The sequence below is a fragment of the Streptomyces sp. NPDC024632 genome, assembly GCF_055559175.1.
Genome location: NZ_JBVHLD010000002.1, coordinates 477,117 through 498,788, shown reverse-complemented (window position 1 = coordinate 498,788; position 21,672 = coordinate 477,117). Strand labels below are relative to the sequence as shown.

General features: G+C 72.9%; 18 protein-coding genes and 2 pseudogenes. 9 read left to right on the top strand and 11 right to left on the bottom strand.

Features of this window, described 5'->3' with window-relative positions; all coding sequences use genetic code 11:
- Positions 1-109: 109 nt before the first annotated feature.
- Positions 110-994, bottom strand: a pseudogene (locus ACZ37P_RS05555) (lysozyme); the annotation flags it as partial.
- Positions 995-1,318: 324 nt separating this feature from the next.
- On the opposite strand from ACZ37P_RS05555, the gene ACZ37P_RS05550 reads away from it, so the two are divergent.
- The gene (locus ACZ37P_RS05550; protein ID WP_467344976.1) at positions 1,319-2,380 is read left to right on the top strand and encodes a DUF2786 domain-containing protein; all 1,062 of its coding nucleotides are present in this window, start codon (positions 1,319-1,321) and stop codon (positions 2,378-2,380) included.
- 176 nt (positions 2,381-2,556) lie between these two features.
- On the opposite strand, the gene ACZ37P_RS05545 is transcribed toward ACZ37P_RS05550, so the two are convergent.
- Both ACZ37P_RS05545 and ACZ37P_RS05540 read right to left on the bottom strand, forming a co-directional pair.
- Entirely contained in the window at positions 2,557-3,576 is a 1,020-nt protein-coding gene (locus ACZ37P_RS05545; protein WP_467344975.1) for a S66 peptidase family protein, read from the bottom strand.
- A gap of 100 nt (positions 3,577-3,676) precedes the next feature.
- Positions 3,677-4,940 (bottom strand): annotated as a pseudogene (locus ACZ37P_RS05540) (APC family permease).
- Between the two features lie 215 nt (positions 4,941-5,155).
- On the opposite strand from ACZ37P_RS05540, the gene ACZ37P_RS05535 reads away from it, so the two are divergent.
- The gene (locus tag ACZ37P_RS05535) at positions 5,156-5,995 is read left to right on the top strand and encodes a hypothetical protein (RefSeq protein WP_467344974.1); all 840 of its coding nucleotides are present in this window, start codon (positions 5,156-5,158) and stop codon (positions 5,993-5,995) included.
- A gap of 115 nt (positions 5,996-6,110) precedes the next feature.
- On the opposite strand, the gene mreB is transcribed toward ACZ37P_RS05535, so the two are convergent.
- The 3 genes from mreB to ACZ37P_RS05520 form a co-directional block, all read right to left on the bottom strand.
- The gene (gene mreB, locus ACZ37P_RS05530) at positions 6,111-7,151 is read right to left on the bottom strand and encodes a rod shape-determining protein (protein ID WP_355336408.1); all 1,041 of its coding nucleotides are present in this window, start codon (positions 7,149-7,151) and stop codon (positions 6,111-6,113) included.
- A complete protein-coding gene (locus ACZ37P_RS05525; RefSeq protein ID WP_355336409.1) occupies positions 7,148-7,663 on the bottom strand; it encodes a DUF7144 family membrane protein in 516 nt (171 codons plus the stop codon). Before ACZ37P_RS05525 ends, mreB begins: the two co-directional genes overlap by 4 nt.
- A 226-nt stretch (positions 7,664-7,889) precedes the next feature.
- Positions 7,890-8,117 (bottom strand): dodecin, encoded by a 228-nt coding sequence (locus ACZ37P_RS05520; RefSeq protein WP_355336410.1) that lies wholly within the window; start codon positions 8,115-8,117, stop codon positions 7,890-7,892.
- Between the two features lie 143 nt (positions 8,118-8,260).
- Here ACZ37P_RS05520 and ACZ37P_RS05515 point away from each other — a divergent pair, with 143 nt between their 5' ends.
- Positions 8,261-9,385: a PP2C family protein-serine/threonine phosphatase gene (locus tag ACZ37P_RS05515; RefSeq protein WP_391043015.1), complete on the top strand. Its 1,125-nt coding sequence runs from the start codon at positions 8,261-8,263 to the stop codon at positions 9,383-9,385.
- A gap of 13 nt (positions 9,386-9,398) precedes the next feature.
- Here ACZ37P_RS05515 and ACZ37P_RS05510 read toward each other — a convergent pair whose 3' ends face one another.
- From ACZ37P_RS05510 to ACZ37P_RS05495, 4 genes are all read right to left on the bottom strand, one after another.
- Positions 9,399-10,799 (bottom strand): glutamate decarboxylase, encoded by a 1,401-nt coding sequence (locus ACZ37P_RS05510; protein WP_355336412.1) that lies wholly within the window; start codon positions 10,797-10,799, stop codon positions 9,399-9,401.
- A gap of 134 nt (positions 10,800-10,933) precedes the next feature.
- Entirely contained in the window at positions 10,934-11,458 is a 525-nt protein-coding gene (locus tag ACZ37P_RS05505; RefSeq protein ID WP_467344972.1) for a DinB family protein, read from the bottom strand.
- Positions 11,459-11,569: 111 nt separating this feature from the next.
- Positions 11,570-11,935 carry a YbjQ family protein gene (locus ACZ37P_RS05500; RefSeq protein WP_355336414.1) on the bottom strand — a complete coding sequence of 122 codons (366 nt, stop codon included), beginning with the start codon at positions 11,933-11,935 and terminating at the stop codon, positions 11,570-11,572.
- A gap of 55 nt (positions 11,936-11,990) precedes the next feature.
- A complete protein-coding gene (locus tag ACZ37P_RS05495) occupies positions 11,991-13,397 on the bottom strand; it encodes an ABC transporter ATP-binding protein (RefSeq protein ID WP_467344970.1) in 1,407 nt (468 codons plus the stop codon).
- Positions 13,398-13,562: 165 nt separating this feature from the next.
- On the opposite strand from ACZ37P_RS05495, the gene ACZ37P_RS05490 reads away from it, so the two are divergent.
- Positions 13,563-14,297 (top strand): DedA family protein, encoded by a 735-nt coding sequence (locus ACZ37P_RS05490; RefSeq protein WP_355336416.1) that lies wholly within the window; start codon positions 13,563-13,565, stop codon positions 14,295-14,297.
- A 344-nt stretch (positions 14,298-14,641) separates the two neighbouring features.
- Complete coding sequence (locus tag ACZ37P_RS05485) at positions 14,642-16,060, top strand: threonine/serine exporter family protein (RefSeq protein WP_391043026.1); 1,419 nt, start codon at positions 14,642-14,644, stop codon at positions 16,058-16,060.
- Between the two features lie 83 nt (positions 16,061-16,143).
- On the opposite strand, the gene ACZ37P_RS05480 is transcribed toward ACZ37P_RS05485, so the two are convergent.
- Positions 16,144-16,638, bottom strand: a complete 495-nt coding sequence (locus ACZ37P_RS05480; RefSeq protein ID WP_188283474.1) for an inorganic diphosphatase — start codon at positions 16,636-16,638, stop codon at positions 16,144-16,146.
- An 87-nt stretch (positions 16,639-16,725) separates the two neighbouring features.
- Here ACZ37P_RS05480 and dacB point away from each other — a divergent pair, with 87 nt between their 5' ends.
- From dacB to hpt, 4 genes are all read left to right on the top strand, one after another.
- The gene (dacB, locus tag ACZ37P_RS05475) at positions 16,726-18,135 is read left to right on the top strand and encodes a D-alanyl-D-alanine carboxypeptidase/D-alanyl-D-alanine endopeptidase (protein WP_467344967.1); all 1,410 of its coding nucleotides are present in this window, start codon (positions 16,726-16,728) and stop codon (positions 18,133-18,135) included.
- 379 nt (positions 18,136-18,514) lie between these two features.
- Positions 18,515-19,684 carry a zinc-dependent metalloprotease gene (locus tag ACZ37P_RS05470; RefSeq protein ID WP_355337274.1) on the top strand — a complete coding sequence of 390 codons (1,170 nt, stop codon included), beginning with the start codon at positions 18,515-18,517 and terminating at the stop codon, positions 19,682-19,684.
- Between the two features lie 173 nt (positions 19,685-19,857).
- Positions 19,858-20,853: a tRNA lysidine(34) synthetase TilS gene (gene tilS, locus ACZ37P_RS05465; protein WP_355337277.1), complete on the top strand. Its 996-nt coding sequence runs from the start codon at positions 19,858-19,860 to the stop codon at positions 20,851-20,853.
- Positions 20,854-20,907: 54 nt separating this feature from the next.
- On the top strand, positions 20,908-21,462 hold the full coding sequence (gene hpt, locus ACZ37P_RS05460; protein WP_355337280.1) for a hypoxanthine phosphoribosyltransferase: 555 nt from the start codon (positions 20,908-20,910) through the stop codon (positions 21,460-21,462).
- Positions 21,463-21,672: the final 210 nt, after the last annotated feature.

Here is a 21,672-nt window from a genome sequence, read left to right as displayed (position 1 = left end):
GGGACGAACCGTGGGCGTTGAGCAGGTACTGGACCGTCTTGACCCGCTCGCCGCTCGCGCCCTGCTGGACGGTCGGCCAGCTCGTGGTCGGCGGCGGATTGTAGCCGCTGCCCTTGGCGAAGTTCTGGAGGTCGGTGAGGGTGCCGTTGAAGGTGTCCTGGTCACCGGGGAAGGTGCCGGAGTCGGCGTACTGCCAGATCGTCTGGGCCGACCAGCCGGCCGGCAGCGTGCCGGGGCTGCTGCTGTAACGGGCCACCCACAGCGGGTTGGTGGCGCCGAAACCGCTGTTGTTGCCGGTGCACGACGTCCACCAGTCGGTGGTGGTGTAGATCGTCGGGTAGCGCCCGGTCCTGGTGCGCACCTCGTTGCTGAAGTCCCGGATCCAGCTCACCATCGCGCTCTGGCTCAGCCCGTAGCAGGTGGCCCCGTACGGGTTGTACTCGATGTCCAGGGCGGGCGGCAGCGTCTTCCCGTCGGCGCTCCAGCCGCCTCCGTGGCCGACGAACCAGTCGGCCTGCGCCGTACCGCTCGAATTGTTCGGCAGCGCGAAGTGGTAGGCGCCGCGGACCAGCCCGGCGTTGTAGGAGCCGCTGTACTGCTGGGAGAAGTTCGGGCTCGTGTACGTGGTGCCTTCGGTGGCCTTGACGTAGGCGAAGGCGGCGCCCTTGCTCTTGACGGACGCCCAGTCGACGTTGCCCTGGTAACCGCTGACGTCGAGACCGGCCGGGCCCGTGCCGACGGCCGCCCGCGCCGCGGCCGACAGCGTTCCCGCGCCCGGGCTCCCGAGCCCCGATCCGGCGTGGTCCTGATCCGGGTGCGTCATACGGGTCGGGGTGCCGCGGCCGTCGGCGGCGGCGGTCGACGCGGAGGCGGTGCCGGGCAGGACCAGCAGGGTCACGGCGGCGGCCAGCAGCCCGGCCGCGCACGCCGTCTTCCAGCCCGAGCCCGTACCGCGGGTGGCTGGCCTGAACCGCGAGGGGGTGGTTGCGGACATGATGCTCCCAGGGGTGTGTGGAGGGGGACACGCTCTGACGCGCTGAGCCGGGGGTGTAGCGGTGCGGTCGTCGGCGGTGGGAGTCGGGGTGGGGGTGCCGGGACTGTGAGCGGCCGGTGAGCCCGGTCGGGGCGGCGTCACCAGAGCACGGACAGCACATCAACTCCTCTGCGCCGCAGGCTGTGTCGACGCGCGTCAACCTAAGGGACGGATTGACATGGCCGCAACACGTTCCGGCTCTCGGGGCCCGTGCGGGGGACCGCGTAGGCGCTCGGCCCGCGGGGGCCGGCGAGCGGCGCGCGCCGCGTCGGCGACCATGGATCCGTGGACGAGTTCGAGCGGGCGTATGCGGCGGCGGTGGCCTCCGGCGCGGGGGCGACGGCGGAGGAAGCCGCCGTGGACGCGGCGGCGTCGTTGCTGGCCGCCGCGGGTGAGCGGTGGGAGGGCGCGGCCGGGAAGCTGGCCGGGCGGGTGGTGCGGGAGTGCGGGGCGCGCGGGTGGGAGCTTCGGGACCTCGTACGGATGGCGGGGCGGGAACTCGACGCGCGGCACGAGCGGTTGGCGCGGGCCGCGGGGGACGGCGAGGAACCCTTCCTCGCGGAGTTCGCCCGCAGCGAGCGGCTCGACCGCTTCAGTACGGCGACGGCCCTCGTGGAACTGCTCTGCCTGTACGGGCGGCTGCCCCGCATCACCCCCCTGACGCCGGGCCCCGCGTCGGCGGCCCCGGCCACCGGCCCGCACTCCAAGATGCTCGCCCGCATCCGGGCGCTGCTGGCGAAGGCCGAGTCCACCGGCTTCCCCGAGGAGGCCGAGGCGCTGTCGGCGAAGGCCCAGCACCTGATGGCCAGGCACAGCATCGACGAGGCGCTGGTCGCGGCCACGGGAGCGCCCGGGGCGCCGGGCCGGGGCCCCGGCGCGTGCCGGATCGGGGTGGACCGCCCGTACGAGGGCGCGAAGGCCCTGCTGCTGGACGCCGTCGCGGCGGCGAACCGCTGCCAGGCGGTGTGGGCGGCCGACTTCGGCTTCTCGACGGTGGTCGGTTTCGCGACCGACCTGGAGGCCGTCGAACTCCTCTACACCTCGCTGCTCGTCCAGGCCGACCACGCTCTGCGCGGCGGCACCTCGCGCTCGCGCGACTTCCGCGAGTCCTTCCTGATCGGTTACGCGGGCCGCGTCCGCGAACGCCTGGCCGCCGCCACCCGGGAGGCCCAGGCCGAGACCGCCACCCCGCCCGCCGACCTGCTGCCCGTCCTCGCCGCCCGCGAGGTCGACGTACGCGACGCGACCCGCCGCATGTTCCCGTCCACCACCACCTCGCGGCTCAAGGGCCGCGACGCCGAGGGCTGGCGCCACGGCGAGGCGGCGGCCGACCGCGCCCGCTTCTGAGCCCCGGCCCCACCGCTCGTCCCAGGAGAGCCCCCGCCCGGCCCCCACGGTCGCGTCCGCGTGGACGCCCTCTCACCGCCGGTGACCGCGTACGCCCGCCGTCCGCTCGCTGATCGGCGGTGTTCAGCCGACCGGGCCCGTCGTCGCGCGCGGCCCCACTCACTGATCGGCGGTGTTCAGCCGACCGTGCCTGTCGTCGCGCGCGGCCCCACCGCCGGTTCGAGGAGCGACAACGTCCGCCGTCGCGCGTCGAGGCCGACGCGAATGCCGACCGGCATCGGCAGATTCGGACCGGCGTGCCCGAACTCGACGTTGCCCAGGACCGGGATGTCACGGTCGCCGAGGACGTCGAGGACCAGCTCGGGCAGGGTCGGGGACGCGCCGGGCTCAAGTCCGCCGATCCCGCCCGGAACGCCCACGACCATGCCGGAGATCCGGTCGAGGACGCCGGAGTGCCGCAGCACTTGCAGATAGCTCCACACGTGCGAGGCCAGGCCGCCCGTCTCCTCCCAGAACAGCACCGCGCCGTCGAACCGTTCGAGCGGCAGCGCGAACCGCGTCGCCTGCGCCAGCACGACGCGGTTGATCACCCCTCCGATCAGACGGCCTTCGGCACGGCCGGGACGCCAGCACTCCCACGACGGGCTCGCGGGCAGCGCGCCGATCGCCTCGGTACAGGTCAGCAGCCTGGAGTAGAGCTTCTCGAGTTCCGCCTGGCGCGCAGCGGGCGCGGACCGCCAGTGCCCGCCGAAGCCGGGGACGGCCATGTCGGCGTGGAACCCGACCAGGCCCGTGCGTGCGTGGAGCACCAGATGCAGCAGCGAGATGTCGCTGTAGCCGAGGATCGGCTTGGGGTCGGCCCTGATCGCCTCGACGTCGATCAGGTCGAGGTAGCCGAGCGCCGTCTGGCCGCCGTCACTCGCGACGATCGCGCGCACCTCGGGATCACGCAGAAGGCCGTTGAGCTCTGCGGCGATCTCCGCCGGTGCGGCCGCGCTCCACCAGTGGCTTCGGCCCGCTTCGAGCAGCGGAGCCCGGCGCACGCGGAATCCCATCCGTTCGAGCACCGCCACCGTCCGCTCGACATGGGGCTCGTGCGCGGCGGACAGCGGACCGGACAGCGCCGCGAGGACCACGAGATCCCCGGGCCCCAGCGCGCGCGGTCGCAGCGGGTGAGGCGGTGCGGAACCGGTCATGGCGTCAGTCTCGCCGCTGCCCCTGGAGGCGGTCACGCGATTTACGCCGGTCGTCCGCCCGAGGCGGCCACTGCTCGGCGCGGTCGACACCGGGTGCCGCTCAGGACGACCGGCCGCCCCGGCGCGGGGCCACCGCGTACGCCACCGCGCCGACCGCCGTCACGCCGAGACCGGCCAGCACCGAGGCCGGGGGGAGGCTCGCGGCCAGCACCGCGCAGCCGGTCAGGCCGACGACCGGAACGGCCGGGTGCGGCCGGCGCTCGTCCGCGCCCAGTCGCAGGGCGCTGGCGTTGGCGACGGCGTAGTAGACGAGGACGCCGAAGGACGAGAAGCCGATCGCCCCGGTCAGATCGGTGGTCGCGGTGAGCGCCACGACCAGGGCGCCCGACCGCCGCCTCCGCCCTGACCGGGGTCCCGTGGCGCGGATGGACGGCGGCGAGCGCGTACGGGAAGTGCCGGTCGCGTGCCATCGCCAGGGTGGTACGGGAGACGCCGAGGATCAGCGCCAGCAGGGAGCCGAGGGCGGCCATGGCCGCGCCGACGCGGACCACCGGGGCCAGACCCGGCACCCCGGCCGTACGGACGGCGTCGGTGAGGGGCGCGGCCGAGCGGGCCAGGGCGTCGGGTCCGAGAACGGTCAGCAGGGCGACGGCGACGGCCGCGTAGACCACGAGGGTCACGCCGAGCGCCAGCGGGATCGCGCGGGGGACGGTCCGCGCCGGGTCCTTCACCTCCTCGCCGAGCGTGGCGATCCTGGCGTACCCCGCGAAGGCGAAGAAGAGCAGACCGGCGGCCTGGAGCACGCCGTGCGGGCCGGAGGCGGCACCGTCCCACGCCAGCCGTCCCGCGTCGGCCCGCGTACTGGTCAGGCACGCGGTGACCGCCGCCGCGAGGACCGCGAGGGTCACCGCCACGATCAGCCGGGTCAGCCAGGCGGCCTTCCGTACGCCCAGGCAGTTCACGGCCGTCAGGGCCACCACGGCCGCGACCGCCACCGCGCGGCGGTGCTCGGGCCACGCGTACGCCCCCACCGTCAGCGCCATCGCCGCGCACGAGGCCGTCTTGCCCGCCACGAAGCTCCACCCGGCCAGGTAGTCCCAGAGGGGGCCGAGCCGCTCCGTGCCGTACACATACGTCCCGCCGGAGCGCGGGTGGCGGGCCGCCAGGCGCGCCGAGGACGTCGCGTTGCAGTACGCCACGACGGCAGCGACCGCCAGGGCCGCGAGGAGCGCGGTGCCCGCGGCGCGGGCCGCGGGAGCGAACGCCGCGAAGACCCCGGCGCCGATCATCGCCCCGAGGCCGATCACCACGGCGTCCCCCACACCGAGGCGCCGCCTCAACTCTCCCGCCGCCGCACCCGTCACGCCCGCATGCTCCCAGCCCCCTGGCGCCCCCCGCGATCCCCGCCGACCACATTTCCGCCCCCGGCCACGCCGTGTTCACCTCCGGCGGCCGCGGCGGCGGGAGCCGCGAGGTCCCGCGCCGGTCAGTGGCGAGCGGCGGGCCCGGCTGCTGCAACTGGCGGGAGGTCGGGGGGCGTCCTGGGGGGAGGGGGCGGGTGGGAACACCGGGGGGTGGCATGGGCCGACGGGTGCCGGACGGGGTGGCGGACTGGCTGCGGGCGAGGGACCCGGCGCCGGGCGGGTCGAGGACGACGGGGCCGAAACCGTGGCTGCGGGCCGACGTACCGGGAGCGTGTCCCGTACCGGACAGAGAGCGCGCCTGGACCGAGCGGTGGCTGCGGTGGTGCGCCGAGGAGTTCGGGCCCGCGACCGCGCACCGCGAGATCGCGCTGCCGGGCTTCGTCCCCGCGGACTTCAGCGGCACGCGGGAGCGGGTCGAGCCGCTGGTGCGGCGGATCGGCGCGGTGATGGGCGCGGACGTCTCCGGCGTCCGTGTGCTGCTGGTGGACTTCCCGGAGCGGGTCCCGGGCAAGAGGCACCAGGTCGGTGAGTACCGCAAGGTGCTCGGCCGGGCGGTGATCGAACTGGACCGCGGCGTGGCCGCGCGGCCCGACGCGTTCGCGGGGCTCGTCGCCCACGAGCTGGCGCACGCCCGGCTGGTCGGCGAGCGGCGGGTGGCCGGGCTGGGCATCTCCCGCGCGGAGGAGGAGCGCCTCACCGACCTGGTGACCGTCCACCTCGGCATGGGCGTCCTGACGGCCAACGCCGCGGACGACTACGTGAAGGCGGCCGGGTACTCGGTGGTGCCGGTCGGCGATCTCACCGACCGGATGCTCACCGGCCGCGGGGACGAGCCCTGGTACCGGATGGGGTACCTGAGCCCGGCGGAGTACGGCTACGCCCTCGCCTGCTGGAGCACGGCGCGCGGCGAGACGGACCCGCCCTGGGCCCGGCGGCTGAGGGCGAGCGTGCGGGACGCCTTCGTACGGGGCCTGGCGTACCGGGCCGCGCGCTGAAGGCGCGTCCTGGGAGGGCACCCGCCGTGGGGGGGAGGGTGCCCTCGGACCGCCCTGGGCGTAGGGACCCGGAGGGTTGTCGACGCGGGTGACGGGTGGCTGGTGGTCAATACGCCTAGACCGTCAGGGGGTCGAGGACCATGGGGCGGACCCGGCCCTCGATCATGGCGCCGAGGCCCTGGACGGCGACGGTGTCGGGGCGGGGGGCGATGTGGACGGGCATGCCGGTGGCCTGGCCGAGCATGAGGTCGAGGCCGGGCATGAGGGCGCTGCCGCCGGCCAGCATGATGCCCCGGTCGGCGAGGTCGGCGACCAGGTCGGGCGGGCAGGCGCGCAGCACGGTGGTGATGGCGTCGAGCACGGAGGTGAGCGGGGTGCGCATCGCGTGGCGCACGCCCTCGGTCTCGACGAGGACGGAGCGGGCGAGGCCGCTGACGACGTCGCGGCCGTGGACCTCGGTGGTGACCGTCCCGCCGGTGCCGGGGGAGCCGAGCATCTGGTGCAGCGGCCGTACCGACTGGCTGGGCAGCATCAACTCGTGGTGGTTGCGCAGGTGCTGCACGACCGCGCGGTCGATGGCGTCACCGCCGACCGGCACCGTCTCCGCGGCCACGATGGACCCCAGCGACAGGACGGCGACCTGCGTCGTACCGGCACCGCACACCACGATCATCGTGGCCTCGGGGTGCTCGACGGGCAGCCCGCAGCCGACCGCAGCGGCGATCAGCGTGTCCACCAGCTCGACCTTGCGCGCGCCGAGCCCGTACAGCGTCTCGATGGCCGCGCGCCGCGCGATCGGCTCGCTGCCGTGCGGCATGCACACCGCGGCGCGCAGCACCGGCATGCGCCGCCACCGCTTGCCGAGCTTGTCGCCGAGCACGTGCTTGAGCATGCGCCGCGCCATCTCGATGTCGACGACCGCGCCGCCCGCGACCGGCCTGGCCACCCGGATGTGCCCGGGGGTGCGCCCGGCCATCTGCTCGGCGCGCTCGCCGACCGCGATCAGCGCGCCGGTGCGTACGTCGACCGCGGCCACGCTCGGCTCGTCGGCGACGACGCCGACGTTGCGGACGTAGACGCGGGTACGGGCGGCGCCGATGTCGACGGCGACGGTGCAGCGGCGGAGCTGTTCCAGTGTGGGGCTCGTGTACGTCACAGCCGGCCCCCGGCGCCCGGGGCGGAGGTGCCGTGCCGCCCGCCGTGCGAGCCGCCGTGCGACCCGTGACCGTGCCCGGCCGGTTCGTACGTGGCCAGCGCCCAGATGATGAAGACGTCGATGGCGATCATGACCACGGCCCAGACCGGCTGGTACGGCAGGAACATGAAGTTCGCCACCAGGTTGAGCCCGGCGATCAGGATGCCGCCCCAGCGCGCCCAGGCGGAACCGGCCAGCAGGCCGAAGCCGACGAGGACGGCGACCACGCCGAGCGCCAGGTGGATCCAGCCCCAGGACGTGACGTCGAACTTGTAGACGTAGTCCCGCGTGGAGACGTACACCGAGTTCTTCCTGATGCCGACGATCCCCTCCAGGATCGCCAGCGCGCCGCCGAACACCAGCATCATCCCGGCGAAGACGGTGCCACCGGCGGCCCACGCGGACTCGCGGGGCGTGGGCGGCGGGGGTGTGTACCCCGGCGGGGGCGGCGGGGTGGGCGTCTCCTGGCTCATACGGGCTCCCGAGAGTGCGTCAGCGTCCACGGCGGGACCGAATCCGACTATGACCCGCCTTAATGACAAAAGGATCTGACGTCCTGTCGGATACGGCGACCGGTGATACGCCGAACGGGGGCGGGGCCGCGCCGAGCGGGTGACGCCGTACCGCCGACCGGGGCGGTGCCGCAGCGCCCGTCGCGGGCCCGGCGCCCCTGACGGGGCGCACCCCGTGCGGCGGGCGCTACCCGGCGGAGCCGTCCGTGTCCTCCAGACGGAACCCCACCTTCAGCCCCACCTGGTAGTGCTCGACCTCGCCGTCCACGATGTGCCCGCGGACCTCGGTGATCTGGAACCAGTCGAGACCGCGCAGCGTTTGCGCGGCCCGCTTGACGCCGTTCCTGACGGCGGCGTCCACGCCTTCGTGCGAGGTGCCGACGATCTCGGTGACCCGATAGGTGTGCTCGGCCATGACGGACCTTTCCTTCGGAGGTCCCTCCACCGTGCCGCAGACGGGCGCGGCCCGCATCACCGCGGGACGCATCCGTCCCGTTCCGTCCCGGACGGCTCCGCCGGGGCATCCCCTTCACCCCGAATCGGGCATATTATCCTCAAGTGGACGATGTGCGGACTGTGACCCCTTGGCCCACCGCCATGATGCGCTGGGTCCCGGCCGCCATGATCGTCGGCGGACTGGTCTTCGACCTCGTCACGCCCAATCCCTACACCGGCGACACGATGCTGGCCGGAGCCTGCGTACTGGCCGGCGCGATCCAGTCCGCCCGCATCGCGGTCCTCACCTGTCTGGCGTCGCTGGTGGGCGTCTTCGTGCTCACCGTCCACGGCGGCATCATCCGCGAGGGCGTCGGCGTGGCCGAGATCCTGAACGTGGTGCTCTCCGCCGTCATCGGCCTCGCCGTCAACCGGGCGCTGACCCGTTCGGGGCGGCGGCTCGCCACCGTGCGGGACGTCGCCGAGTCGGCCCAGCGCGCCCTGCTGCCCGACCCGCCGCCCCGGATCGGCCCGCTGGCCATAGCCGCCCGGTACGAGGCCGCCCAGAGCGGGGCGCGGATCGGCGGTGATGTCTACGCGGCCGAGCAGACCCGCTACGGCGTACGGCTGCTGATCGGGGACGTGCGCGGCAAGGGGATGGGCGCGGTCGCCAGCGTCGCGGTGCTGCTCGGCGCCTTCCGCGAGGCGGCCGACGAGGAACCCGACCTGCCGGGCCTCGCGCGGCGCCTGGACCGGGCGCTGGACCGGGACCGGGAACGGCGCGGCGGCGGCAGCGGCGAGGAGTACCTGGAGGGCTTCACCACCGGGCTGCTGGCCGAATTCGTCCACCGCCCCGAGGACCCCGAGGAGGTGTGCGACACCCTGCGGCTGCTCAACCGCGGCCACCCGCCGCCGTACCTGCTCGACGGCGGCACCGTACGTACCCTCGAAGCCGCCGCCCCCGACGTGCCGTTCGGCATGAGCGACCTCGGCGGAGTCCGCACGGTGCCCGAAGAGCTGGCCTTCCCGCCGGGCGCCACACTGCTGCTGGTCACCGACGGCGTGACCGAGACCCGCGACCGCGAAGGCGTCTTCTACGACCCCGAGATCCGGCTCTCCGGCCTCGGCCCGGTGACCGGCCCGCAGCACGCCATCGACGTCCTGCTGCGGGACCTGGTCACCTGGACCGGCGGCGCGCCCGTCGCCGACGACCGCGCGGTGCTGGCGGTGAGCCTCAGCCAGCCGTGAGACCCCCGGACAGCTAGTGGTGGAAGGCGGTCGCCACGTTCTCCGGGCGGTTCAGCGGGTGCGGCTGGCGGCGCAGCTCCGGCAGCAGGCGGCCCAGGTCCTCCATCAGCAGGTCCGCCAGGTCCTCGGAGAAGCCGTTGCGGCAGACGATGCGCAGCACCGCGAGATCGGTGCGGTCGGCCGGATAGGTGTACGCCGGGACCAGCCAGCCGCGTTCGCGCAGCCGCCGCGACACGTCGAAGACGTCGTAGTTCTCCACCCCCGGCGCGGTGGTGAAGGCGAAGACCGGCAACTGGTCACCCGCGCTGACCAGCGTGAAGTCCTCCAGCTTCGCGATCCGCGCCGCCAGCGACATCGCCACGTCCCGGCTGGCCTGCTGCACCGCGCGGTAGCCGTCCCAGCCCAGCCGCAGGAAGGAGTAGTACTGCGCCACGACCTGCGCGCCCGGCCGCGAGAAGTTCAGCGCGAAAGTCGGCATGTCACCGCCGAGGTAGTTCACCCGGAAGACCAGCTCCTCTGGCAGCGCCTCCGTGTCCCGCCACAGGGCCCAGCCCACGCCCGGGTACACCAGGCCGTACTTGTGGCCCGAGGTGTTGATCGACGCCACCCGCGGCAGCCGGAAGTCCCACACCAGGTCCTCGTCGAGGAACGGCGCGATCATGGCGCCGGACGCGCCGTCGACATGCACCGGGATGTGCGTACCGGTCCGCTCCTCGTACGCGTCCAGCGCCGCGCAGATCTCCGCGACCGGCTCGTACGACCCGTCGAAGGTCGAGCCCAGCACGGCCACCACACCGATGGTGTTCTCGTCGCACAGGGCGAGCGCCGACTCCGCGTCCAGGTGCAGCCGGTCGCCCTCCATCGGCGCCAGCCGCGCCTCGACCTCCCAGAAGGCGCAGAACTTCTCCCAGCACACCTGCACGTTCGCGCCCATCACCAGATTGGGCCGCGCGGTCGCCGGATAGCCGGGCGTGCGCCGCATCCAGCGGCGCTTGAGCGCCATCCCCGCGAGCATGCACGCCTCGGACGAGCCGGTGGTCGAACAGCCCACCACCGAGCTGGGGTCCGGCGCGTTCCACAGGTCGGCGAGGATCGCCACGCAGCGGCGCTCCAGCTCCGCCGTACGCGGGTACTCGTCCTTGTCGATCATGTTCTTGTCGGCGCACTCCGCCATCAGCACACTGGCCTGCGGCTCCATCCACGTCGTGACGAACGTCGCCAGATTCAGCCGCGAATTGCCGTCCAGCATCAGCTCGTCGTGCACGATCTGGTACGCGGTGTGCGGCGGCATGGGTCCGTCCGCCAGCTTGTGCTTGGGCGGAGCCGTCATCCGGCCGTCGACCGGGTCCGCCTCACCGAAGAACGGGTTGACGGCGATGTTGCGGGCGGAGTCCGTGCCTTTGTGCAGTGACATGTCAGCCTTCCGTGGCGAGCCCGGCAGCGCGTGCGCGGGCGTCTTTCCCGACCCGCCCAGCCTGCACCCGCCCGCCGCCCCGCGCCCGCTCCCGCCCCGGAACTTCCCCCAGGAGACTGGGCCGCGCGTCCGGCTCAGGACTCGGTGAGCACGAGCCACTTCCTGCCGTCGATCAGCTCACGGACGGCGTCCAGGTGACCCGCGTGGCAGGCCGTCTCCACCGTGACGTGCAGGATCGCCTCGCGCAGGTCCCGAATGCCGCCGTCGGGCCCGAAGAGTTCGGTCGGCCACCAGGCCGGGGCGGCGCTCGGCGCCGTCGAGGTGATCACGGCGTCCGCGAGCGTCGTCTCCTGGCGGTAGAGGTCGAGCACGCCCTTGGCCGAAACCTCCGGGCCCACCTTCCAGGCGTCGTCGGGGCCGGTCAGCGCCGCGTCGATCACGGCCTTCTCCCCGGCCACCACCCCGCGGAACCAGAAGCGCTCCACGTCCAGCGCGAGGTGCCGCACCAGCCCCGCGCAGCTCCACCCCGACGGCAGCACCGGCCGGTGCAGCGCCTCCTCGTCCAGCCCCTCCAGAATCCCCAGCACGTGACGCCGCTGGGCGTCCAGGTACGACAGCAGCATCGTGGTCTCGGGGTCCGGGGACGAGGTGTCCTGCATGGCATCCTCCTTGAGGTCCGCGACGCCCAGCATTCCACCGGGGTACGACAAGACCCCGGACCGGGCGCCGCCCCTCAGGTGCCCCGGACCCCATGCGCCCCGCGGGGGCGGCTACTCGCGGGCGAGGACCACGGCGGTGCCGTACGCGCAGACCTCGGTGCCGAGGTCCGCGGCGTCGGTGACGTCGAAGCGCATCATGAGGACGGCGTTGGCACCGCGCGCCTTGGCCTGTTCGACGAGGCGCTCCATGGCCTGGTTACGGGTCTGCACCAGTGTCTTCGTCAGGCCCTTGAGTTCGCCGCCGATCATGGACTTCAGCCCGGCGCCGATCTGACTGCCCAGGTGCCGCGAGCGGACGGTGAGGCCGAAGACCTCACCGATGACCCGCTCGACCCGGAAGCCGGGCACGTCGTTCGTCGTGACGACAATGATCTCGGCGCCCTGCTCCTGGCCGCCGCCGTACTCTTCGATTCCCATATCGGCAGCCTGCCCCGCACCTCCCCGCTCCGCACCCGCGAATACGCCGACGCGGCTATTCCAGGCGGGGGGCCTGGACCGGGGCGGGACAGATGCGCTGGCCCTCGTGGTCGAAGACGTACAGGTGGGCGAGGTCCACCAGCAGGGGCACGCGGTCACCGCGGCGGACGCGGATGTCGGGGCCGGTGCGGACCACGAGGTCGCCGGTCTGGGTCTCGGGCGCGCCCAGGGGGCGGTCCATCACCGTCACCGGAGCGCGGCCGGGCGCGTGGTGGGGCCGCGGCGGGACGCCGCCGCCGTTGGAGCCGCCGTCCCGCGCCGGCACCGACGCCTGGATGCGCCGCGCGGCCTTCTGGGCGAGCTTGCCGAGGCTGGTGCCCGAGCCGTTCGCCGCGCGCCGGGTGCCCGAGCGGGACGGCGCCTGCGCGGGCCGCGGGGCCTCCAGCTCGGGGACGACGGCGGGCCGCGACCCGGTGTTGAGGTGCACCAGCGATTCGTGGCCCTGGTACTCCACGTGCTCGACGATCCCGCTCAGCACGACCTCGCCCGCGTGCGCCTGGCTCGGCTGCGCGATGCGTACGGCCTCCGAGCGCAGCCCGACGATGATGCGGCGCCCCTGCTGGATGCGGAGCATCTGGTGGTCGAGGCTGAGCGGTTCCGGCATGCCGAGCCGCTGGCGGCCGAAGTCGATCCACATGCCGCCGCCGAGCGGCGCCAGGACCGTCGCCTGGAGGAGATTGATCCGGGGCGTGCCGACGAAAGCGGCGACGAACACGTTCTCCGGCAGGTGATACGCCTCACGCGGCGTGCTGATCTGCTGGAGGACACCGCTGCGCATGATCGCGACGCGGTCGCCCAACGACATGGCCTCGGCCTGGTCGTGCGTCACGTACACCGTCGTGACGCCCATGCCGTGGGTCAGCCGGGCGATCTCGGCGCGCAGGTGCGCGCGCAGCTTCGCGTCGAGGTTGGACAGCGGCTCGTCCATGAGGAAGACCGAGGGGTGCCGGGAGATCGCCCGGCCCATCGCGACCCGCTGCCGCTCGCCGCCGGAGAGCTGTCCGGGGTAGCGGTCCAGGATCTCCTCGATGCCGAGGATGCGGGCGGTCTCGTCGACCCGGGGCCCGTGCTCCTCACCGGGCATCTCGAAGCGCAGCGGGAAGCCGATGTTCTCCCGGCTGGTCATGCTGGGGTACAGCGCGAAGTTCTGGAACACCATCGCCATCCGGCGGTCGCCGGGTGCGAGGTCGTTGGAGTACTCCCCGTCGAGCAGCAGCTCGCCGGTGGTGATGTCCTCCAGACCCGCGATCATGCGCAGGACCGTGGACTTGCCGCAGCCGGACGGGCCGAGCAGCACCAGGAACTCTCCGGGTGCGATGTCGAGCGAGAACCGGTCCACAGCAGGCGACGGCTGCTTCGGGTAGTACTTGGAAACTTCGTGCAGTGCGATGGCGCGAGTCATAACGGGAGCCGCCAGGTGGTCGGACGCGGTGACGGGGCACGTGGGGGGAGAGATGCCAGACTTGCGAAACTTAGGGTGGTGCGTGGATGACGCTGCGGAGAAGGTAGTGCACCAACCGCAGGTTGCGGAACGTTTGTATCAACACTGGATTGATAGTTTTGGTCCGTGACGACCATCGCGCTCGGCCCGAGCTGGCTCGACCCGGACCATCTGATCAACACGTACGGCCTGTGGGGCGTACTGCTGATCGTGTTCGCCGAGTCCGGGCTCCTCATCGGCTTCTTCCTGCCCGGAGACTCACTGCTGTTCACGACCGGTCTGCTGGTGGCGACCGGCACGCTGCACCAGCCGCTCGCGCTGGTGGCCGCGCTGATCGCGGTGGCGGCGGTGCTCGGCGAACAGGCGGGATATCTGTTCGGCCGCAAGGTCGGACCCTCGCTGTTCCGCAGGCCCGACTCACGCTTGTTCAAGATGGAGAATATCGAGAAGGCACATGCCTTTTTCGAGCGCCACGGACCCAAGGCGATCGTGATGGCCTGCTTCGTGCCCATCGTACGAACGTTCACCCCAATCGTCGCAGGCGTCAGCCGAATGAACTACCGCACCTTTGTCACCTTCAACCTCATCGGCGCGACACTGTGGGGTGCGGGTGTCACCGTACTCGGATACTGGCTCGGCCAGATCGAATTCGTGCACAAGAACATCGAAGCGATGCTCGTCCTGGTCGTGCTGCTCTCGGTGGTGCCGATCGGCATCGAATACCTGCGGTCGCGCGGCAAGGCGAAAAAGGAGGCCGTGATTCCGGGGGCGGGCGCCGGTGCGGGCCCGGCGGCGGGCGGCCCCGAGCCGGTTCCGGCCGCGCCGCGCACCCCCGGCCGGCACCGCGCGCAAAAGCGCTGACCTGCGGGAACCGACGCCGTAACGGGGGAACGGGGGCGTCGGCGGGATTCCCGTGATTCACAGGATTCACAGAAACGCGGATTGCGGAAAGGAGAGCACGACCGGTGTCCGACGACGGAAAACCTGAGTCGGACGAGGTCCGCTCCGAATTCACACCCCCCACAGGCACCACATTCCCCCCGGTCGTCACGGGCAGCGCATTCGCCCCGCCCGGCGGAACGGCGGGAACAGCGGGAACAGCGGGAACGCCCGGAGCAACAGGAGCACCGGGAACAGCCGGAGCTTCCGGAACAACGGGTACGACGGGCCCGACAAGCCTCACCAGCACCACCGGGAGCATTCCGATGGTCGTCCTGCCGCCCACCGACGCGCGGTGGCAGGACCGGATGCGGGCCATGGTCCGCATCCCCGTCACCGAGCGCCCCGCACCCGAGACCCCCGCGGACCGCCAGGAAACCGCGCACCTGGTCCCCGTACCGCGCGTCCTCGACCTGACCCTGCGCATCGGCGAACTGCTGCTCGCGGGCGGCGAGGGCGCCGAGGACGTCGAGGCGGCGATGCTCGGCGTCAGCTACGCGTACGGACTGGCCCGCGTCGAGCCGAACGTCACCTTCACGCTGCTGGGCATCTCCTTCCAGCCCTCGCTCACCGACCCGCCGCTGACCATGAGCCGCACGGTGCGCCGCCGCGGCACCGACTACACCCGGCTCGCCGCGGTCTTCCAGCTCGTCGAGGAGATCACCGCGCACGAGGCGACGCTGGAGGACGCGTACCGCCGGCTCGCCGAGATCCGCCGCAACCGGCACCCGTACAGCTCCTGGGCGCTCACCGGCGCCGCCGGGCTGCTCGCGGGCGCGGCCAGCGTCCTGGTCGGCGGCGGCCCGGTCATCTTCGCCGCCGCCGCGCTGGCCGCGATGCTCGGCGACCGGCTCGCGTGGCTGCTCGCCGGGCGCGGGCTGCCGGAGTTCTACCAGTTCGCGGCGGCGGCGATGCCCGCCGCCGCGATGGGCGTCCTCATCGACCGGTACGCGCACTGGATCCCCGGCGCCAACGGCGTCCAGGCGTCGGCGGTGATCACCGGCGGGCTCTTCGCGCTGCTGCCGGGCCGCGCGCTGGTCGCCGCCGTCCAGGACGGCCTCACCGGCTTCTACATCACCGCCTCCGCCCGGCTGCTGGAGGTGATGTACCTCGTCGTCGGCATCGTCATCGGCGTCACCGTCATCCTCTACGCGGGCTTCACCACCCTCGGCGCCGACCTCAACCCCGACCAGGCGCTGCGCGCGTACGACCACCCGTGGGTGCAGCTGCTGGCCGCGATGGTGCTGACCCTCGCCTTCGCGGTGCTGCTCCAGTGCGAGCGCGGCGTCCTGCCGCTGGTCACCCTCAACGGCGGCATCGCCTGGACGGTCTACGGCGTCCTGCACCAGCAGGCGGGCGGCAACCAGGTCGCGGCCACCGCCGCCGCGGCCGGACTCGTCGGCCTCTTCGGCCAGTTGATGGCCCGCTACCGGTACGTGTCCGTGCTGCCGTACGTCACCGCCGCCATCGGCCCGCTGCTGCCCGGATCCGCCACGTACTTCGGGCTGCTCGCCCTCACCAACAACCACTCCGACCAGGCGTTCACCCTGCTCACCCGGGCCGCCGCCCTCGCCCTGGCCATCGCCATCGGCGTCAACCTCGGCGGCGAGCTGGCCCGCCTGGTCCTCAAGCCGCCGGGCCCCGCCGCCCCGCGCGGCGCGGCCAAACGCACCCGCGGCTTCTGACCCCGCTCGGGCACGGAAACGCCGGGCGGCCGACACGTCATCAGCGACGTGCCGGCCGCCCGGCGTTCAGGTGCGGCGGGGCTTCAGTGGCCCGGGCCCTGCTCCTTCAGACGGCGGAAGGACTCCTCGATCTCCGTCTCGGCCTCGGTGCGGCCGACCCAGTTGGCGCCCTCGACGGACTTGCCGGGCTCGAGGTCCTTGTAGACCTCGAAGAAGTGCTGGATCTCCAGCCGGTCGAACTCGCTGACGTGGTGAATGTCACGCAGGTGCTCCACGCGCGGGTCCGACGCGGGCACGCACAGCACCTTGTCGTCGCCGCCGGCCTCGTCCGTCATGCGGAACATGCCGATCGCCCGGCACGTGATGAGGCAGCCGGGGAAGGTCGGCTCGTCCAGGATGACCAGCGCGTCCAGCGGGTCGCCGTCCTGGCCGAGGGTGTTCTCGATGAAGCCGTAGTCGGCCGGGTAACTGGTCGAGGTGAAGAGCCTGCGGTCCAGGCGGATACGACCGGTCTCGTGGTCCACCTCGTACTTGTTCCGCGAACCCTTCGGGATCTCGATCGTGACGTCGAACTCCAAGGCCCTACTCCTCCATGATCAGCGCATACTGCGGGTGATTAAGTGTCTCCCACGCATGTGGGTGGTCGCGAAAGGGGCTGGTCGGGGGTGCCGCACGGCAAGACGTGGCAGGTCGTGGCGGGGTCGGCCGCGATAGGTCTGGCGGTGGCGGCCGGGGCGGTGGCCGCGGCAGGCCCGTGGGACGCAGGCCAGCGTACGGCCGAGCGCGAGCACGCGGCCGGCCGGGACCACGTCGTGGCCTCGGGACCGCGCACCGCCGTGCCCACGCCCCGGATCACCCCGCCCGCGCCCTCCGCCGCCCCCGTACTGGCCCCGGTACCCGCCGCCGCGCCCGGTACGGGCAAGGGCTCGTCCGCCGGTACGCCGCCGGACCCGGCGGCCCTCAAGGCCCTCCTCGACCCGCTGATGGACGCCGACGGGCTCGGCACCGTACGCACCGGGACCGTCATCGACGTGGCCACCGGGACCGTCGTGTACGACCACCGGGCCGGCACGCCGTCCACCCCCGCCTCCACCACCAAGCTCGCCACCGCGACGGCCGCGCTCGGCACGCTCGGGCCCGGCCGCCGCCTCACCACGACCGTGGTGGTCACCGCGGCCGGCCGGGTCGTCCTGGTCGGCGGCGGCGACCCGACCCTCGAACTCGGCGGGCTCGCCGACGACACCGCCGCCGCGCTCAAGGCGCGCGGCACCACGTCCGTACGGCTCGGCTACGACACGTCCCTGTTCAGCGGCACCGCGCTCCACCCCATCGGGCCCAACGAGAACCTCGCGCCGGTCACCGCGCTCATGGTCCGCGAGGGGCGGCTCGACCACAGTTCGAGCGGGCCCGCACAACGCGCCGACGATCCGGCCGAGTCGGCCGCCGACGCCTTCGCGGACCTGCTGCGGGAGCGGGGGATCAGGGTCAAGGGCGAGGCGGCGCCCGCCAGCGGGCACGGGGGTACGCGGCTGGCGGCCCATCAGTCCGCGCCGCTGTCGGAGCTGGTGGAGCGGATGCTGACCGACAGCGACAACGACGTGGCCGAGGCGCTGGCCCGGCATGTGGCCCGCGCGCTCGGGCGGCCCGCCAGTTTCGCCGGGGCGGCCAGCGCCATTCCCGACGCCCTGCGGCGGCTCGGGGTGCCGCTCGCCGGCGCCGCCTTCCACGACGGGAGCGGGCTCGACGGGGACGACGCGCTGTCGGCCACCACGCTGGCCCGGATTCTCGCGCTCGCGGCGAGTCCCGCGCATCCCGAGATGCGGTCGGTCCTGACCGGGCTGCCGGTCGCCGGTTTCACCGGCACGCTCGCCGACCGCTTCCGGGGCGCTGGGGGCGCCGGGGTGGTCCACGCCAAGACCGGGACGCTCACCGGGACCAACACGATCGCCGGCACCGCCGTGTCCCCCGCGGGGCGCCTCCTCGCCTTCGCGTTCCTCACCCACGGCACGGATTCGCCTGGCGGCGCGCAGAAAGCCCTCGACCACCTGGCCGCCGCCCTCACCACCCACCCCTAGCCCGCGTCCCCGATGTCCTCAATCGCCGGACGGGCTCGAAGAAACGGGCGCGGGCCGCGGGCTGGTGTCCTCAATCGCCGGACGGGCTGAAACATTGCTTCCGGCGAGTCCGCCAGGCCCTGGCTTCGTCCGCGAACGCCGGTCGGGCTGAAACGTTGCTTCCGGCGAGTCCGCCAGGCGCTGGCGTCGGCCTTGAATGACGTCTCCGGGTGGGGTGCCCCCCCGGCAGGGGGAAGGGCGGGTGGGTGGGGGGAACAGCCCCGCCGGCGTTTGAGGCGGCGTTAGCCGGAGGGGCTGAAGCCGTATTTCGGGGGGCGGCCGGAGGGGGAACCTGTTGGTGGGGGAGCCCAAAGGGGGAGCGGCAACGTACCGTGAAGGCATGACGAGCATCGGTGGAAGCGAGATGGTCGACTGGAACCTCGCCGTGGCGACCGCGCAGCGGTTGACGCGGCCGGGGCCTGAGGTGAGCCGGGACGAGGCTCGGGCCATCGTGGCGGAGCTGCGGGCGCACGCGCAGGAGTCGGAGGCGCACGTCAGGGAGTTCACCCGGATGTACGGGGACGCGGAGGTGCCACCGCACGGCACCCCGGTGCTCATCGTGGACCGGGCGGGCTGGGTGAAGGCCAACGTGGCCGGGTTCCGGGAGGTGATGAAGCCCCTGCTCGGAAAGATGCAGGCGCGCCGCCCCGGCGGCCCCGGCGGAGTCGTGCTCGGCACGGTCGGCGGCAAGGTGACCGGCGTCGAGGTCGGCATGCTGTTGAGCTTCCTGTCCTCGCGGGTGCTCGGCCAGTACGAGACCTTCGCGCCGCCGAGCCGCGACATGCCCGCGGGACCGGTCAAGCCGGGCCCCGGCGAGTCCCGTGCCGGACGGCTGCTGCTGGTCGCGCCGAACATCGTGCACGTCGAGCGCGAGCTGGACGTCGACCCGCACGACTTCCGCCTGTGGGTGTGCCTGCACGAGGAGACGCACCGCACCCAGTTCTCCGCGGTGCCGTGGCTGCGCGACCACATCGAGGGCGAGATCCAGGCGTTCCTCGGCGAGACCGAACTGGACGCCTCGACGGTGATCGAGCGGGTCAGGGAGGCCGTGCAGTCCTTCACCGGCTCCGGCGGCGGCAAGGAAGAAGACGCCGACAAGGACCGCGACGAGGACCGCAGCCTGGTCGACCTGGTGCAGACCCCCTCCCAGCGGGAGATCCTGGCCCGGCTGACCGCCGTGATGTCGCTGCTCGAAGGCCACGCGGACTTCGTGATGGACGGCGTGGGGCCCGAGGTCGTGGCGACCGTCGCCGAGATCCGGGAGAAGTTCAGCCAGCGCAGGGCCAGCGGGGCGGGCCGCCTGGACCAGGCGCTGCGCAAGCTCCTCGGCCTGGACGCCAAGCTCCGCCAGTACCGCGACGGCGAGCGCTTCGTCCGGGCGGTCGTCGACGAGGTCGGCATGGACGGCTTCAACCGGGTGTGGACCTCGCCCAACACGCTGCCCACCAAGGCGGAGATCGCCAAACCCGCCGAGTGGGTCGCGCGGGTGCACAGCCGTAGCGAATCGTGAGGGCGTAACCGCTCATGAAGGCCGTGTCCGCCCTCGGGTTCACCCGTCCGAGGGACCGTAGGCGCAGGGTAGCGCGTGCGATGCTCGGGTAAGCCCCGAGCTTCTGTCACCATCTGGATACCCTGCGTCACTTCGGCGCTTTCCTCATAGCCTCCTCAGGAGGGAAACCGGACATGGGACCCCACCCCACGGTCGCGGCGATACGCCTGGCGGTCCGCCGCGTCCTGCACGACGTCCTCACCGCGTCCACCGACCCGCACCCGTTGGTGCTCGCCGCGTGCAGCGGCGGAGCCGACTCCATGGCGCTGGCCGCCGCCCTCGCTTTCGAAGCACCCCGGCTCGGCGTGCGCGCCGGAGCCGTCACCGTCGACCACGGCCTCCAGGCGGGCTCCGCCGGCCGCGCCCAAGAGGTCGCCGGGCGGCTGCGCGGCCTCGGCCTCGACCCGGTCGACGCGATCGGCGTCACCGTCGGCCGCCAGGGCGGTCCCGAAGCCGCCGCCAGAGACGCCCGGTACGCGGCGCTCGACTCCGCCGCCGAATCGCACGGCGCCGCCGCCGTCCTGCTCGGCCACACACGTGACGACCAGGCAGAAACGGTGCTCCTGGGCCTCGCCCGCGGCTCCGGCACCCGCTCGCTGGCCGGAATGGCCGCGGTCTCCGGTACCGGCGGCCGGTACCGGCGCCCCTTCCTGCTGCTGGACCGCGACACCGTACGCAAGGGCTGTCTCGCCCAGGGCATCACCGTGTGGGAGGACCCGCACAACCACGACCCCGCGTACACCCGCTCCCGCGTCAGACACGAAGCCCTGCCCGTCCTGGAGAAGTCCCTCGGCAAAGGCGTCGTCGAGGCGCTGGCCCGCACCGCGCAGCTCTCCAGGGACGACGCCGACGCGCTGGACCAGTGGGCCGCGGACGCCGAGGCCGACGCGGCGGGCGACGACGGCAGCCTGGACGCGCTGCGGCTGCACGGCCTGCCCGCCGCCGTACGCCGCCGCGTCCTGCGCCGCGCCGCCATCGCCGCCGGCTCGCCCCCCGGCTTCCTCTTCGCCCGGCACATCGAGGAGGTCGACCGGCTGGTCACCGGCTGGCACGGACAGAAAGCCCTCAACCTGCCGGGCGGCGTCGCCGTTCTCAGGGCCAATGGCAGACTGGTGTTCTCGCCGTCGTAGAGCTGCCGTCGCCCAGCGACCCGGGAGCCGACTACTTGAGGGACATACCGCGCAGTGAACGAGAACGACATGGGCGCCGATCTTGAGAAAGTGCTCATCTCCAAGCCAGAGATCGACGCGAAGCTCAGCGAGCTCGCCGCGCAGATCGACCGGGACTACGCGGGCAAGGACCTGCTGATCGTCGGTGTCCTCAAGGGCGCCGTGATGGTGATGGCGGACCTCGCACGGGCGCTGTCGAGCAACGTGACGATGGACTGGATGGCGGTGTCCTCCTACGGCGCCGGCACCAAGTCCTCGGGTGTGGTGCGCATCCTCAAGGACCTGGACACCGACATCGCGGGCCGTGACGTCCTGATCGTCGAGGACATCATCGACTCCGGGCTGACGCTGTCCTGGCTGATCAGCAACCTGGGCTCGCGCGGCCCCGCCTCCCTGGAGGTCTGCACGCTGCTGCGCAAGCCCGAGGCGGCCAAGGTCCAGCTCGACGTGAAGTACACCGGGTTCGACATTCCCAACGAGTTCGTGGTCGGATACGGCCTGGACTATGCGGAGAAGTACCGCAATCTCCCGTTCGTGGGCACACTCGCCCCGCACGTATACGGTGGCTGACTCCCGTCGGCCCGCCGCCGGCGGTCCGGCGCGGCACAGTCATGACGTCGGCCACACCCCGTTCGGCCCCGGGAACCCCAGTCGGTTTCCCGCCGTTGGAGCAGGGGAAGGCGGGATTGTTAACGGTCGGCGGCAACCTCGGGTGACAATGCTGGGGTACCGTCCGAAGGTCGGGTCATACACCGGCATGCACGCGCGGCCAGCAGGCGG

Excerpts from the sequence above, each read along its gene's own strand:
- ACZ37P_RS05545 (WP_467344975.1), bottom strand. The coding sequence starts at position 3,576 with ATGACCGGTTCCGCACCGCCTCACCCGCTGCGACCGCGCGCGCTGGGG.
- ACZ37P_RS05535 (WP_467344974.1), top strand. The coding sequence starts at position 5,156 with ATGGGCCGACGGGTGCCGGACGGGGTGGCGGACTGGCTGCGGGCGAGG.
- ACZ37P_RS05525 (WP_355336409.1), bottom strand. The coding sequence starts at position 7,663 with ATGAGCCAGGAGACGCCCACCCCGCCGCCCCCGCCGGGGTACACACCC.
- ACZ37P_RS05520 (WP_355336410.1), bottom strand. The coding sequence starts at position 8,117 with ATGGCCGAGCACACCTATCGGGTCACCGAGATCGTCGGCACCTCGCAC.
- ACZ37P_RS05510 (WP_355336412.1), bottom strand. The coding sequence starts at position 10,799 with ATGTCACTGCACAAAGGCACGGACTCCGCCCGCAACATCGCCGTCAAC.
- ACZ37P_RS05505 (WP_467344972.1), bottom strand. The coding sequence starts at position 11,458 with ATGCAGGACACCTCGTCCCCGGACCCCGAGACCACGATGCTGCTGTCG.
- ACZ37P_RS05500 (WP_355336414.1), bottom strand. The coding sequence starts at position 11,935 with ATGGGAATCGAAGAGTACGGCGGCGGCCAGGAGCAGGGCGCCGAGATC.
- ACZ37P_RS05495 (WP_467344970.1), bottom strand. The coding sequence starts at position 13,397 with ATGACTCGCGCCATCGCACTGCACGAAGTTTCCAAGTACTACCCGAAG.
- ACZ37P_RS05485 (WP_391043026.1), top strand. The coding sequence starts at position 14,642 with ATGGTCGTCCTGCCGCCCACCGACGCGCGGTGGCAGGACCGGATGCGG.
- ACZ37P_RS05470 (WP_355337274.1), top strand. The coding sequence starts at position 18,515 with ATGACGAGCATCGGTGGAAGCGAGATGGTCGACTGGAACCTCGCCGTG.
- tilS (WP_355337277.1), top strand. The coding sequence starts at position 19,858 with ATGGGACCCCACCCCACGGTCGCGGCGATACGCCTGGCGGTCCGCCGC.